The following is a 13,097-nucleotide window of genomic DNA, read 5'->3' as shown; positions in this document are numbered from 1 at the left end:
AAGCGGATTTTTTTTTAAAAAATAGAGAGTCCTGTTAAACTAGTTAACTCTTCTAGTGCCTTCATACCCTTCTCAGAATTACCATGTTTGTTTAAAGGAGGACTCCATACCGCTACACTGTACTTATCTGGATGAATAGCAACAATGCCGCCACCGACGCCACTTTTACCAGGTAAACCTACCCGAAAACTGAATTCTCCTGCTTCATCATAAAAACCACAAGTTTGCATAAGGGCATTGATTCGTTTAGTACTATTTTCTTTTAGTATTTGTTTATTATTGTGTAATAAAATACCATCATTCGCAAAAACCATAAAGGCATTTGCGAGTTGTTTGCAAGACATAGCTAGCGAACATTGGTGAAAATAAAAATCTAACACCAAATCTACTTCATTGCGAATGTTTCCTAGCGCTTTCATGTAATTAACAAGCGCCACATTCCTGTAGCCAGTCTTTTTTTCTGAGGCAGCGACTTCTTCATCATAAGCAATACTGGTATCATTGGTTATTTCGTGTACAAAATCTAATAAAACTTGTTTTGGGTTGTCAAATGTACTTACCAGAATATCGGAAATTACCAAAGCACCTGAGTTTATAAAAGGGTTTCTAGGAATCCCTTTATCTTGTTCGAGTTGCATTAAAGAGTTAAAAGCATTGCCAGAGGGTTCTACATCTACTCGTTTCCAAATGCCTTTTGCGTACTTTTTGGCCAAAGCGAGCGTAAATACCTTCGAGATACTTTGTATGCTAAAGGTTTCTTCATAATCACCAAAACCAAAATTTTTACCGCTAATGCAAGCTAAATTCATTCCAAATTTATGACGGGGTACAAAAGCTAATTCAGGAATATAGTCTGCTACCTTGCCTAAATCGTCATAATTTACTAAGTCTTTTTCTATTATATTTAATATGGCTTGATAGTTCATTTATCCTAGGGTATTAAAATTAAAATCTGGTGCGATCTCCTTTGGTTTTTCACTGGGTAAAAAAAGACGGGCATTTAGTTTTCCTTTAAGTAAGCAAGAATCTCCTTGAATTCTTATCCAGCTTCCTTCGCGTAACCCTACGACGGGTGTTGAGTTAAGATTTAAAAACTCTAATATTCTTGTTTCGCGAGTTTCACCTTTGTGGGTGGAGTGAGGGTCTGGATCGAGATAATGCGGATTTATATTAAAGTTTAAAACACCAAGCGCCTCAAAGCTAGGCGGATATACTATGGGCATATCGTTGGTAGTATTTATGGTTTTACCGCAGATATTACTCCCTGCACTAGTACCTAAATAAGGCATACCTTTGAGTATCTTCTCTCTTAAAGGAGTTAATAAGTTGTTTTCGTGTAACTGTTTGGTTAATAAAAAAGTATTGCCACCTCCCGTAAATATAGCTTCGGCAGATTGAATGGCTTTGGTATAATTTTTAAATGTATGTAAGCCTACAACTGTTATGTTTTTTAAAAAAGATAAACCTTTCTTAGCTTTTTTAGTGTATTCTTCATGGGTTATACCTCCAGGTCTTGCAAAAGGTATAAACAATATAGACTTGCAACCGTTAAAAAGAATTTCTAACTCGGGTTTGAGATATTCTAGGTAATCCGATCCATGAACCGTAGAAGTACTTGCAATAATACTATTCATTAATATTTAATTTTTCATAAATTTTAGGTAAATTTATTTGATTTGGCAACTAACACAAAAGTTTATGCTTAATTTAACCTGATATTAGCTTACTTATGAAAAAAATTCTACTTCTAGTTCTCCTATTATCTAGCAGCCTATACGCACAGATAGACTCGCGTGTATTTGTAAAGGGTAAAATTATGTTAGACGATAATTTTAATTTAAATGATGTGCTTATTTACGACCTAAATACAGCTAGTGGTGTATTTACTAGTGATAATGGTGAGTTTATAATTAAAGTAGGTCTTAACGATCAGCTTTTGGTTTCTTCGGTGCAATTTGAAGATTTTAAGGTTATTGTTGACCAAGGCGTAATAGATAATAAAATTATAAATATTAAGATTAAGGGCTCTGAAAACGTTTTAGAAGAAGTTACCGTAAAGCCTTATAACCTTTCGGGGGATGTAATTGCCGATGTTCAAAAAATAAGCCTTGAAGAGGTGAAGCAAGCACGACCAGATTTTAACGAAGATGCTTATACTTTTCGATATAAATTTAGACCAGATGAACAATCGGCTGTAGAAAATATAGCCATTGAAAAAAGTTACCTTACCAATGGTCTCAATTTCACAAACATGATTAAAGCAATTGTAAATGGAAGCCGTAAAAAAGAGAATCAGAATTTAGACAAAGAACTTATGGCGCTTGAACAAAGTCCATTTTTTCAACAATATATAGAGGTGCCAAGCGATAGAATTCCAGCGTTTATTGATTATTTAAAAAATGAAGAAATAGATAGAAAATTATTCAAAAAAGGCAATGAATTAAATTTAATCGAGCATTTAATTGAAAAGAGTGAAGAATTCAAATTGCAACAATTAAAAAAATGATGCGTTTTTAAAGTATTGGGATAGTTTTTTAAATTCCATTTCATTAATACCTTTTTTGTTTTATGACTGCGCAAATGTCTCACCCTTTAGCACTTTTACTGCTAATCTTCTCTAGCCATGCTTTTGCTCAAACCCAAAATTTACACACAATTAAAGGGATGATCGTAGCCGACTCTATTGCGCAACGTGAAGTAAATATCGTTAATTTAAACACCAAAAAGGGAGTGGTAAGTCAAGCTGAAGGCCAATTTACTATTGAAGCGAAAGTAAATGATACATTGGTATTTTCTTCTTTACAATATGAGCCTTATTCATTAATTGTAAAAGAAGTGTATTTTCAAAAAACGCTAAAAATTTATTTGTTTCCCTTAGTCAATGAACTAGAGCAAGTAGAGGTTTCTAATAGTAGTCTTGCAGGTATTTTGCAAACCGATGTGAATCAATTAAAATTAAAACCCATTTTTAGAAATGAAGATCTAGGCTTTCCTACCCTAAAAAGGCCCAGTTTAGCAGAACGCCGATTGTATACAGCCATGAGCAGTGGCTCAGGACTACCTTTAGACCCTTTGTTAAATATGATTTCGGGGAGATTAAAAGTGCTTAAACGTCAAGTAGCTTATGAAAAGCTAGAGCAAAAGGTAAGTAAAGTATTCTCGCTGTTTTCACAGCATTTTTTTATCGATGACTTAGAAATTCCTGAACATTTTGTCGAAGATTTTATATATTATTGTTTAGAGTTCAGTAATTTTGATGAAATGTTAGGTCACCAAGATAAATTGCAGATGCTAGAATTTTTCAAATCCATAAAAATGACCTATTTAAAGAGGAAAGAGATTACTGAGTGAAGTCAAAACTATTTTTTATGCCCATCATTTTGGGTTTCATTTTAATTACAAGCTTATCTAAGCATAAGTTTTATGTAAGCGTAACCGATGTAATGCATAAAGAAGAGACAGGAGAGGTGCAAGTAATTAGTCGATTGTTCGTAGATGATTTTCAATTGCTTTTACAAACTCGCTACGATAAGTCTATACGATTAACTCCAGGTGAACTTGACGAAAAAACTCAAACTTTTATTCAACAATATTTTGATCAAAAATTTAGACTTGACTTCAACGGTCGCCATCAAAACCTGACCTATATTGGCAGTAAGTTTGAAGATGACCGAATAGTGTGTTTTTTTGAGGGGAAGTATGAAGAAACCATAAATGATATTAAAGTGAAAAACACTTTATTAATTGATTTATACGAAACTCAAAAAAATCTGTTTCATTTTACACGAAATGGAAATATCAATTCGCTGCTGCTGGTGAAAGAAAGACCAGAAGGGCTCATTCAAATTTAAAATTCAGCTTATGAATACTACAAACGCTATCAAAACCATTCTTATTTTTATGATTTGCATAGGTTTTGGTAATGCACAAGAGAAAAAGGAGATTCCAGAAAATAATAGGGTAGAGGCAGGACATACCAACCAGAACAAATTTAGGCAGCTCTACGATGAATTTTCTACCCCTAATCAATACCGCACCGGTTCTGGTGCTCCAGGCGAGGCTTATTATCAAAATACAGCCGATTATGACATGGATATTCAACTAGATGATCTAAACCAAAAACTATCTGGTTTTGAAACAATTACCTATACCAACAATTCTCCCGATGAGCTAACCTATCTTTGGGTGCAACTCGACCAAAATGTTAGAGGAGAAAAAGGTAAAAGTGATTTAATCAGGTCTCAAAAATTACCAGAGGTAACCCCCATGAATAGATTTGTTTCTACCTATGCTAAGCAGGCTTTTAAAGGAGGATTTAATATAGAATCGGTTAGTCATAAAGGCAAAGCTTTACCCTATACTATTCACCAGACTATGATGCGTGTAGATTTACCAAATGCTTTGCGGCCAGGTGATAAATTTCAATTTTCTATAAAATGGTGGTATAATCTAAACAATCATGTAACCGACGGTGGTCGATCTGGTTACGAGTATTTTAAAGAAGATGGAAATTATGCTTATGTAATTGCACAGTTTTTCCCTCGAATGGCCGTTTATAATGATGTAGAAGGCTGGCAAAACTATCAATTCTGGGGTAGTGGTGAGTTCGCTTTACCTTTTGGCGATTATAAAGTAAATATTACCGTACCTGCAGATCATATTTTAGACGCAACAGGTAAATTGAAAAACAGAAAAAAGGTTTTTAGTAAAAAAATGATCGAACGCTTTGAAAAAGCTAAAAATTCTTATGATAAACCTGTTTTCATTGTAACGCAAGAAGAGGCAGAAAAGGCCGAGAAAGGTTTTTCTAAAAAAACAAAAACCTGGCAATTTGAAGCCAAACAGGTGCGTGATTTTGCGTTTGCAAGCTCGCGTAAATTTATATGGGATATGCAGGCCGTAAAAATTGGTGACAAATCGGTTATGGCGGTTTCTTTATATCCTAAAGAAGGCAACCCGCTATGGGAAGAGTATTCTACCAAAGTGGTAGCTTCAACCCTTAAAAGCTATAGCCGAATGACTTTTGATTATCCTTATCATAAAGCCATTTCTGTTCACGCCAAAAGACAAGGTATGGAATACCCAATGATTTGTTGGAACTATGGTCGACCAGAAAAAGATGGCAGCTATTCAGACCGAGTGAAATTTGGAATGATAAGCGTAATTATTCATGAAATTGGGCATAATTTTTTTCCGATGATTGTAAATAGTGACGAGCGGCAATGGGGTTGGATGGATGAAGGCATAAATACTTTTGTACAATATGTAGCTGAGCAAGATTTTGCCGAAACCTATCCTAATGCTATTCAACCACTAAATAAATATCCGTCAAGAAGAGGCGATCCTGCTAAAATAGTGCCGTATATGAAAGGCAATCAAAGTTTTATTGCACCCATAATGAGTAATCCAGAGCAAGTGTATCAATTAGGTAATAACGCGTACGGTAAACCAGCAACGGCGCTTAATATTTTGAGAGAAACAGTAATGGGTAGAGAACTATTTGATTATGCTTTTAGAACCTATTCTCAGCGATGGATGTTTAAACACCCCACCCCAGAAGATTTCTTTAGAACTATGGAAGATGCTTCGAGTGTAGATTTAGACTGGTTTTGGAGAGGTTGGTTTTACACTACCGATGTGGTTGATATCGGTATTGAATCCGTAAAGAAATATTATGTAACCGATCAACCTACGGCCTCTGGGAGAACCTTTCTTCAAAACTATGGGGTGACAAATCCTAAAAACATAGATGCCTTATACGTTGTACCCGAAAATGATACCGAATTAACCAATGAGATGAAAAGTAAGACGACCCTTGAGAATGCACCGCGTTTAAAAGAGTTCTTATTAGATAACTTTACGGAAGTAGAACGGCAAGCCATTGAAGTTCCTAACTATTTTTATACCATTACCTTTGAAAAACCCGGAGGATTGGTAATGCCAATTTTAGTAACCTATACTTTTGCCGATGGCTCTGAAGAGCAAGTAACCTATCCTGCACAAATTTGGAGAAAAAATGATAGGCAGGTAAAACGTGTGTTGGCTAGCCAAGTTCAATTGGTAAAAGTACAAGTAGATAAAGATCAGCTAACAGCCGATGTAAATACCACCAATAATACTTGGCCCAAAGAAAAACAAGAAAACGAATTTGAACGTTTTAAAAAACAACAAAATTAAGCTAAAAAGCTCACTTTAACGGGTGAGCTTTTTTTATGAGAAAATTCCCTCGTATATTTGCATTATGTATATCAGTTTTTTATTTATAAGTGGAGCAGAAATAGCTTTTATAGTTTTTATATTAGTTATGGTTTTTGGTGCCGATAAAATTCCTGAAATAGCCAGAGGCTTAGGTCAGGGTATGCGTCAAATAAAAGACGCCACCAACGATATTAAAAATGAGATTACGCAAACCTCGAATGAGCATCTAGAAGACTTTAGGGGTAAAGAAATTACCGATGAAGTTGATAAGGTGAAAGAAGAAATAGAGGAGATCACAGGAGCGATAAGAAGACGTCGCTAATGCTAGATCAAATTAAACAATGGGATAGAGAGCTTTTTATTTATCTTAATAGTTTAGGGGTAGAGCAATACGATCAGTTTTGGATTCTTGTTACCCAAGAAGAATTCTGGATTCCCTTATATTTGTTTTTACTAGGTTTAATACTCTACAACTTTAAAGATGCAACTAGTCGTAAATACCTGCTATTGGGCTACCTGGGAAGCTTTGCTGTAACTTTTGGTATTACTCGTTTGATAAAATTTAGTGTGCAGCGGTTACGCCCCAACCAAGTAGATAGTTTAAAAGACTTAATACGGGTATTGCAAGAGCCAACCTATTTTAGCTTTGTCTCGGGACACACCTCAACGTCTATGGCCATTACAACTTATTTTGTGTTGCTTTTTAGGAAACGCTTTAGTTGGATTTATTTTCTTTACTTATGGCCTTTTTTATTTGCCAGCAGCCGTATCTATGTGGGGGTGCATTATCCATTAGATCTTTTAGCCGGAGCAATTCTAGGAGTAAGTATAGCTTTATTAATTTATGCTTTTGTTAAAAAAAATTCTCCGAATTTAACCAATGAAAATTTATAAACCTCAGCCTAGTCAAGCCCCTTATTACTATCAAAATTATCTTGATGCCGCACCAGGCGTTCATGTTTTAGAATCGCTTTCGCTCACCAAGCAAGCGAGTATAGATGTTTTTGAAAATATACCAGCATCACTTGAAGATTTTCGTTATGCGCCAGAAAAATGGACAATAAAGCAACTTTGGCAAGACATAATAGATTGCGAGCAGGTTTTTTCTTATCGTTTATTAAGAATTTTACGTGGAGACCAAACGGCATTAGTCGGTTTTGATGAAAATGCTTTTGCAGCCAATGATGCAAGCGACTTGCTTAGTTTAGACCAGCTTAAAGCTGATTTTTTATTGGTACGCCAGCATACTTTTATGTTGTTGAAACAATTGAGGGTAGAACAGCTTGATCTCGAGCTAGAAGCAAGCGACTGCCCCTTTTCACCCAGGATTTTGCTCTGGATCATTTCGGGGCACAACCAACATCATCTAAATATCTTAAAAGAACGCTATTTGTAAGTGTTTATTTTTTTCGGGTAATGGTAAGGCCATCCCTAATAGGTAGCATTACGCTTTCAACCCGTGGATCTTCGTTCACTTTTTTATTATAAGCCAATAGCACTCTTGTGTCCTCGTCATTAGGATTTAATGCTTTGGTAACTTTTCCGCTCCAAAGAACGTTGTCAGTAAGAATAATTCCACCTGAATTCAATTTGGGAACAATCAACTCAAAATAGGTAAGGTAGTTGTTTTTATCAGCATCTAAAAATACCAGATCAAAATTTAGATCAAGTCGAGGTATAATTTGCTTAGCTTCTCCTAAGTGTTGAATGATTTGTTTAGCCCAAGAAGATTTGTCAAAATATTTTCTTTGAAAATCAAATAGCTCTTCATTTTTATCAATTGTATGTAAAACACCATCGGTTTGCATGCCCTCAGCCATGCAAAGAGCAGAGTAACCGGTATAAGTTCCTAATTCTAAAATGTTTTTAGGATTTATTAATTTGGTTAACATGCTTAAAACCCTTCCTTGGTAATGCCCACTTAACATACGTGGTTGCAATATTTTTTGATGGGTTTCTCGGTTGAGTTTTTGTAAAAGTTCAGGTTCGGGTGAACTATGATTCACCGTGTATTGATCTATATCTTCGGGTAAGAAATGCATTAATTTAAAATCCTATTTAATAGTTTTTCTTGAGCGTCTTCATCTTTGCCGCATAACCAACGGATAATGTTATCGTCCCAAATAGCGGTACATTGCTCGCTTGTTAAAATATTTCGCTCAACGGCCAAATCTAATATTTTTCCCGGGTAAGAAGATTGGGAGTCACTCTCCATTTCTCCTAAAGGGTAAGGATCATCTAAGCCCATGATAATCTGTTGAGGTTTTTGGTTTTCTACCAATAATTTTAAAGAGCCTGTATCGTGTACCAAAGTGTCAAAAAAGATATTGGGATGTCCCACAGATTTTCTAGGATGTACTTTACCTTCAAATAAATCAGGTCTACCATCAAAACCTTGAATTCTTCGTCCTAGATTAATTTGTGCCAGCTGTCCGCCATGAGCAAAGCATACACGCATATTGGGATATTTATCAGGGTAACCATTTAAAGTTAAAAAATGATAAGCATCTGCACATTGTGCTAACATCCAGATTAAATGAAAACGCCATGCGGTGTTTTCTAGTTTTATGAACTTTTCACCATCGTAAGGGTGAATTTCAACAGCCAGGTTATATTGATTGGCTAATTCAAAAATAGGTTCATTTTCTTCATCAAAAATACATCGCCAGGTACCAATACTATCCATATAATGCGTGGGTAAGCAAAGCAGGCGCATATCTAATTCTTCTACACATCGTTCAATCTCCCATAAAGCACTTCTTACAAAACCGGGGTGAACCACAAATCCACAAGTAAATTTACTAGGGTTGTCATGTTGTACACGCGCATTAAAATCATTTTGAAAGCGTAGTGCTTTTTTCATCTCTTCAACCCTTAAACCGTTTCCGTAAAGTTGAGAAAGGTTGAGCACAACAGCATGATCGAGCTGGTTACGCTCCATCCACTCTAATTTTTCGTCTAAAAAGAAACTAGAATCGGTTACAGGTCTCTTCCAGTTTTTTTGCAACATGTATTTGCGTTCGTCATCAACCCAGAAAATTTCTTTTTCTTTCATAAAAGCCGGAATTTCTTCTGGATAGGGTAGTAAATGAGAGTGTCCGTTAATTCTTAATGATCGTCTGTTTTTCATGGTTTAAGTTTTTTAGGTAACCGATTAATACGGGTTTAATACCATAGATTCTAAGAGCTTATGTATAGATTACGTTCTAATTACAAGCTTTTGGTACGCCCACCGTCAACAGGTAGATTAATTCCGTTGATATAACCAGCGCTTTCACTAGCTAAAAAACAAATAGCATTAGCTATTTCTTGAGGTCGTGCAAATCGTTTTGCTGGCACGGCTTGCTGCATGCTTTGTTCAATTTCTTCTTGGGTCTTTCCTGTTTTTTGAGCCTTATTGCTAATAATTTCTTGTAATCTGCCGGTTGCGGTAGCTCCGGGTAATACATTATTCACTGTGATACCAAAAGCACCAACTTCATTGGCTAGCGTTTTGCTCCAATTGGCCACGGCACCGCGAATCGTGTTAGAAACGCCTAACCCATCTAAAGGCTGCTTTACCGATGTTGAGATTACATTGATAATTCGGCCAAAACCTCTTTTTTTCATTCCAGGGAGTACGGCTTGCGCTAAAATGTGGTTGCAAATTAGGTGCTGGTTAAAGGCATTGATAAACTCTTGTGTTTTGGCGTCAGCAATTTTGCCACCAGCGGGACCACCTGTATTATTTAAAAGTATATGAAAATCTTTTTTACGTAAGGCCTCTTGAAGGCTTTCTGCTAGTTTTTCGGGTTTAGAAAAATCAGCGATGATATAATCATGTTTTTGATCGTGATTGGTGGCTAATTCGGCTAAAGTTTCTTTTAACCTTTCCTCATTTCTAGCGACTAGAGTTATTTGCACTCCCTCTTGAGCGAGTGCTATTGCAGCTTCTTTTCCTATTCCGCTTGTACTACCACAAATTAATGCGTTTTTGTTATCTAAGTTTAATTGCATGTTGATTTAATTATTTTTTTATGCTTGGTATTGTATGCAAACGTTTTTGGGTTCAGTAAAAAAGTCTAATGCTTCAAAACCTCCTTCACGCCCAACGCCGCTTTCCTTTACACCCCCAAATGGTGTTCGCAAATCTCGGTTCAACCAGGTGTTTACCCAAACAATTCCGGCTTCAATTTCTTGACTTAGGCGCATACTTCTGTTAATATCATTTGTCCATACCGTTGATGAAAGTCCGTAGCGAACTTCATTGGCTAATTTTAATGCCTCCTTTTCGGTTTTAAAAGGCATTAAGGTAACTACGGGACCAAAAATTTCTTCTTGATTTAGACGACATTGGTTGTTGTTGACTTCTATGATGGTAGGCTCTAAAAAATATCCTTTTTCAAAACCTTTAGGATGCACCAAATTTCCACCCACAAGAATTTTAGCTTCTGCGGGATTTATTTGCTTTATGTAATTATAAACCTTTTTAAGATGGGCTTGAGAAACCAAAGCTCCTAAATCTGTACTAGGGTGGTTAGGGTCACCCACAATAAGTTTTTTGGTAGCCGCGACGAAGTCATTTTTGAATTTGTTGAAAATACTTTCTTCTACGTAAATTCTACTTCCGCAAAGGCAAATTTGACCTTGATTGGCAAATGAAGATTTCAGAGTGGTTTTTAACATTTTTTCATAATCACAATCTGCAAATACAAGGTTGGGGTTTTTACCTCCTAGTTCGAGCGAGAGTTTTTTAAACATGGGTGCAGCCGTGCGAGCTATATGTTGTCCTGTGCTAGTGCCTCCCGTAAATGAGATGGCTTTAATCGAGGGGTGTGCTACGATACTTTGACCGCAATGTTCACCCGATCCGTGTACAATGTTTAAAACTCCTGGCGGTAAACCAGCTTCTTGACAAACTTGACTGAGTAAAAAGGCAGTTACTGGAGTTACCTCACTTGGTTTTGCGATTACACAGTTTCCTGCGGCCAAAGCTGGAGCTATTTTCCAGCTAAAGAGATATAGTGGTAAATTCCAGGGAGAAATACAGCCAACTATTCCTACTGGTTTTCTTAGGGTAAAATTGATGCTGTTGGTGTGTACCGTTTGGTGCGATTTACTTGCATATTGAGTTATTGCTTTTGCAAAGAACCTAAAGTTAGCAATTGCCCTCGGAATATCAACTTTTCTTGCTAAACTTAAAGGTTTACCATTGTCTACAGATTCGGCTTGGGCAAACTCTTCTAGACGGTTTTCAATACCTTTTGCAATTCTTAACAAGCATTCACTCCTTTTTTCTATACTGGTGTTTGACCATCCAGAAAATGCTTTATTGGCTGCAGTTACAGCTTGGTTCACGTCTGTCTCTTGGCTGTTTGGTATTTGACCGTAAACCTCACCTAGAGCAGGGTTTATATTGTCTATCCATTCGTTGGAAGCAGGGTCAATTAGTTGTCCGTTAATAAAATTTTGTATGCGTAGCATCAATCAATTGGTTTTCTACAAATATAGAATTTCTTGATTTAGGATGCTTGGTTTTTCGTTATCTTAAATTATTAAATTGAAGCGCTTGAGTATTATTTTTGATTAATGTTGCTTCATAGTTTTAAACGAATCAGAATGAAAGTTGTTGAATTTTAGTTAATCAGCGATAATAGGATATTAGAACCAAACCCTAGTTTAGGGAAGTAAACTAGGGTTTGATAGTGGGGGTGTCTATATCATTATTAATGTCCTGCGTAAGCTTGTTTTTTATAAGCCACCACTTTTATTTCAATCAACAAATGGGGGTGAGGCAATTGATGTACAGCTACTGTGGTGCGGGTTGGTCCTGTTTCTTGATCAAAAAACTTAGCATAGGTCTCATTGTAGCCTTTAAAATCATTCATATTTACCAAAAAGGAGGTGACATCTACAACGTCTTTTAAGGAAGCACCTTCTTCTTTTAAAATTGCATCAATGTTGTTTAAAACTGCCTCAGTTTGTTTGCTAATATCTAAATTTGTGGTTCCCATTTCGTCAACTTCAACACCTTCAAAAGTGTTGTCTGCTCTACGTGAGCTGGTGCCCGAGACGTAAATAAAATCGCCTACTCGCTTAACGTGTGGATATTTACCTCTTGGTTTCGCTTTTCCTTCTATTACTTTTCCTGCCATTTTTCTTTATTTAGTTTTGAAGCTTACCGCTCCTATTTTATCTATTTGGGTTGTTATTTCGTTATTTTTCAGCAAAGGTATATGCTTGGTGGCCGCTCCGGCCAAAATTATGTGTCCAGGTTTTATTTTTACGCCAACTTTAGAGGTTAATCGGCTTAGCTCTATTACGGATTGCAATGGGTTGTTTAAAATTGCAGATGAACTTCCTTGTTCTTGCACTTTACTGTTTACCATTAGCGTGATGGGTAAATCGGTAATATCTTCTTTAAGATTTTGCCACTTGCCTATACAATAACCTGCAGATGAGCAATTGTCGGCTACCAAATCTTCTAGAGAAAAGGTGAATTTTTCATACCGAGTATCTATTAATTCGATTGCAACTGCCATCTTATCAACATACTTAGGGACGTCTTTTAACGGTATAGATTCTGTAATAGGCTGAGATACACGAAAAGCAATTTCAGGCTCAGCATTTGGTTTTATGTATTTACTTAGATCTACTTCGCTAAGCGGATTGATTTGCATGCCACTGGTTAGAAAGCCCCAAATTAGATCGTGCACACCCATTTGCTCCATTTTAGCACGTGAGGTAAATCCTAATTTAAATCCCGTTATATGCTCGGCTCGCTCTAGTCGCAAATTTATGGTTTTGCGTTGAACGGTATAAGCATCTTGCAAACTTAAATCAGGAAAATCTTTTTGCTGTATGGGCTGTGCCTTTAAAGTGGCTTGGTCAATTAAATGGGCAACTTGATCTAAATTCAT

Annotated in this window: 15 protein-coding genes; 7 read left to right on the top strand and 8 right to left on the bottom strand. The window is 36.3% G+C overall.

Features of this window, described 5'->3' with window-relative positions; all coding sequences use genetic code 11:
• Window positions 1–14: 14 nt before the first annotated feature.
• A complete protein-coding gene (locus FT993_RS04805) occupies window positions 15–926 on the bottom strand; it encodes a glutaminase (protein ID WP_147861406.1) in 912 nt (303 codons plus the stop codon).
• Window positions 927–1,634: a dipeptidase PepE gene (pepE, locus tag FT993_RS04800; RefSeq protein WP_147861405.1), complete on the bottom strand. Its 708-nt coding sequence runs from the start codon at window positions 1,632–1,634 to the stop codon at window positions 927–929.
• Window positions 1,635–1,816: 182 nt separating this feature from the next.
• Here pepE and FT993_RS04795 point away from each other — a divergent pair, with 182 nt between their 5' ends.
• The 7 genes from FT993_RS04795 to FT993_RS04765 all read left to right on the top strand — a co-directional run bounded on the left by FT993_RS04795 (window position 1,817) and on the right by FT993_RS04765 (window position 7,594).
• A complete protein-coding gene (locus FT993_RS04795) occupies window positions 1,817–2,506 on the top strand; it encodes a hypothetical protein (RefSeq protein ID WP_187240754.1) in 690 nt (229 codons plus the stop codon).
• 74 nt (window positions 2,507–2,580) lie between these two features.
• Window positions 2,581–3,351 carry a hypothetical protein gene (locus tag FT993_RS04790; RefSeq protein ID WP_147861403.1) on the top strand — a complete coding sequence of 257 codons (771 nt, stop codon included), beginning with the start codon at window positions 2,581–2,583 and terminating at the stop codon, window positions 3,349–3,351.
• 17 nt (window positions 3,352–3,368) lie between these two features.
• The gene (locus FT993_RS04785; protein ID WP_147861402.1) at window positions 3,369–3,851 is read left to right on the top strand and encodes a DUF6702 family protein; all 483 of its coding nucleotides are present in this window, start codon (window positions 3,369–3,371) and stop codon (window positions 3,849–3,851) included.
• A gap of 10 nt (window positions 3,852–3,861) precedes the next feature.
• Window positions 3,862–6,177 (top strand): M1 family metallopeptidase, encoded by a 2,316-nt coding sequence (locus tag FT993_RS04780; RefSeq protein ID WP_255504424.1) that lies wholly within the window; start codon window positions 3,862–3,864, stop codon window positions 6,175–6,177.
• A 64-nt stretch (window positions 6,178–6,241) separates the two neighbouring features.
• Window positions 6,242–6,520, top strand: coding sequence for a twin-arginine translocase TatA/TatE family subunit (locus tag FT993_RS04775; RefSeq protein WP_147861401.1), 279 nt, complete (start codon window positions 6,242–6,244; stop codon window positions 6,518–6,520).
• Window positions 6,520–7,092, top strand: a complete 573-nt coding sequence (locus FT993_RS04770; RefSeq protein ID WP_147861400.1) for a phosphatase PAP2 family protein — start codon at window positions 6,520–6,522, stop codon at window positions 7,090–7,092. Before FT993_RS04775 ends, FT993_RS04770 begins: the two co-directional genes overlap by 1 nt.
• Window positions 7,079–7,594, top strand: a complete 516-nt coding sequence (locus tag FT993_RS04765; protein ID WP_147861399.1) for a DinB family protein — start codon at window positions 7,079–7,081, stop codon at window positions 7,592–7,594. The genes FT993_RS04770 and FT993_RS04765 overlap by 14 nt, the downstream gene beginning before the upstream one ends.
• Window positions 7,595–7,598: 4 nt before the next feature.
• On the opposite strand, the gene FT993_RS04760 is transcribed toward FT993_RS04765, so the two are convergent.
• The 6 genes from FT993_RS04760 to FT993_RS04735 all read right to left on the bottom strand — a co-directional run bounded on the left by FT993_RS04760 (window position 7,599) and on the right by FT993_RS04735 (window position 13,097).
• Entirely contained in the window at window positions 7,599–8,240 is a 642-nt protein-coding gene (locus FT993_RS04760) for an O-methyltransferase (protein ID WP_147861398.1), read from the bottom strand.
• Window positions 8,240–9,328, bottom strand: a complete 1,089-nt coding sequence (locus FT993_RS04755) for an amidohydrolase family protein (protein ID WP_147861397.1) — start codon at window positions 9,326–9,328, stop codon at window positions 8,240–8,242. Before FT993_RS04755 ends, FT993_RS04760 begins: the two co-directional genes overlap by 1 nt.
• Window positions 9,329–9,408: 80 nt before the next feature.
• A complete protein-coding gene (locus FT993_RS04750) occupies window positions 9,409–10,194 on the bottom strand; it encodes an SDR family oxidoreductase (protein WP_147861396.1) in 786 nt (261 codons plus the stop codon).
• An 18-nt stretch (window positions 10,195–10,212) separates the two neighbouring features.
• The gene (locus FT993_RS04745; protein WP_147861395.1) at window positions 10,213–11,661 is read right to left on the bottom strand and encodes an aldehyde dehydrogenase; all 1,449 of its coding nucleotides are present in this window, start codon (window positions 11,659–11,661) and stop codon (window positions 10,213–10,215) included.
• Between the two features lie 242 nt (window positions 11,662–11,903).
• On the bottom strand, window positions 11,904–12,332 hold the full coding sequence (locus FT993_RS04740) for a RidA family protein (protein ID WP_147861394.1): 429 nt from the start codon (window positions 12,330–12,332) through the stop codon (window positions 11,904–11,906).
• 6 nt (window positions 12,333–12,338) lie between these two features.
• Window positions 12,339–13,097 (bottom strand): 2-keto-4-pentenoate hydratase, encoded by a 759-nt coding sequence (locus FT993_RS04735; RefSeq protein ID WP_147861393.1) that lies wholly within the window; start codon window positions 13,095–13,097, stop codon window positions 12,339–12,341.

The sequence above is a fragment of the Mesonia sp. HuA40 genome, from assembly GCF_008017835.1.
GTDB lineage: Bacteria > Bacteroidota > Bacteroidia > Flavobacteriales > Flavobacteriaceae > Mesonia.
The sequence above is the reverse complement of the archived record's forward strand: the minus strand, read 5'-3'. Positions and strand labels throughout refer to the sequence as shown.

Coding starts and splice junctions, on each gene's coding strand:
- FT993_RS04785 (WP_147861402.1), top strand. CDS start 3,369: ATGCCCATCATTTTGGGTTTCATTTTAATTACAAGCTTATCTAAGCAT.
- FT993_RS04750 (WP_147861396.1), bottom strand. CDS start 10,194: ATGCAATTAAACTTAGATAACAAAAACGCATTAATTTGTGGTAGTACA.
- FT993_RS04765 (WP_147861399.1), top strand. CDS start 7,079: ATGAAAATTTATAAACCTCAGCCTAGTCAAGCCCCTTATTACTATCAA.
- FT993_RS04755 (WP_147861397.1), bottom strand. CDS start 9,328: ATGAAAAACAGACGATCATTAAGAATTAACGGACACTCTCATTTACTA.
- FT993_RS04770 (WP_147861400.1), top strand. CDS start 6,520: ATGCTAGATCAAATTAAACAATGGGATAGAGAGCTTTTTATTTATCTT.
- pepE (WP_147861405.1), bottom strand. CDS start 1,634: ATGAATAGTATTATTGCAAGTACTTCTACGGTTCATGGATCGGATTAC.
- FT993_RS04740 (WP_147861394.1), bottom strand. CDS start 12,332: ATGGCAGGAAAAGTAATAGAAGGAAAAGCGAAACCAAGAGGTAAATAT.
- FT993_RS04775 (WP_147861401.1), top strand. CDS start 6,242: ATGTATATCAGTTTTTTATTTATAAGTGGAGCAGAAATAGCTTTTATA.
- FT993_RS04805 (WP_147861406.1), bottom strand. CDS start 926: ATGAACTATCAAGCCATATTAAATATAATAGAAAAAGACTTAGTAAAT.
- FT993_RS04780 (WP_255504424.1), top strand. CDS start 3,862: ATGAATACTACAAACGCTATCAAAACCATTCTTATTTTTATGATTTGC.
- FT993_RS04735 (WP_147861393.1), bottom strand. CDS start 13,097: ATGAATTTAGATCAAGTTGCCCATTTAATTGACCAAGCCACTTTAAAG.
- FT993_RS04760 (WP_147861398.1), bottom strand. CDS start 8,240: ATGCATTTCTTACCCGAAGATATAGATCAATACACGGTGAATCATAGT.
- FT993_RS04745 (WP_147861395.1), bottom strand. CDS start 11,661: ATGCTACGCATACAAAATTTTATTAACGGACAACTAATTGACCCTGCT.
- FT993_RS04790 (WP_147861403.1), top strand. CDS start 2,581: ATGTCTCACCCTTTAGCACTTTTACTGCTAATCTTCTCTAGCCATGCT.
- FT993_RS04795 (WP_187240754.1), top strand. CDS start 1,817: ATGTTAGACGATAATTTTAATTTAAATGATGTGCTTATTTACGACCTA.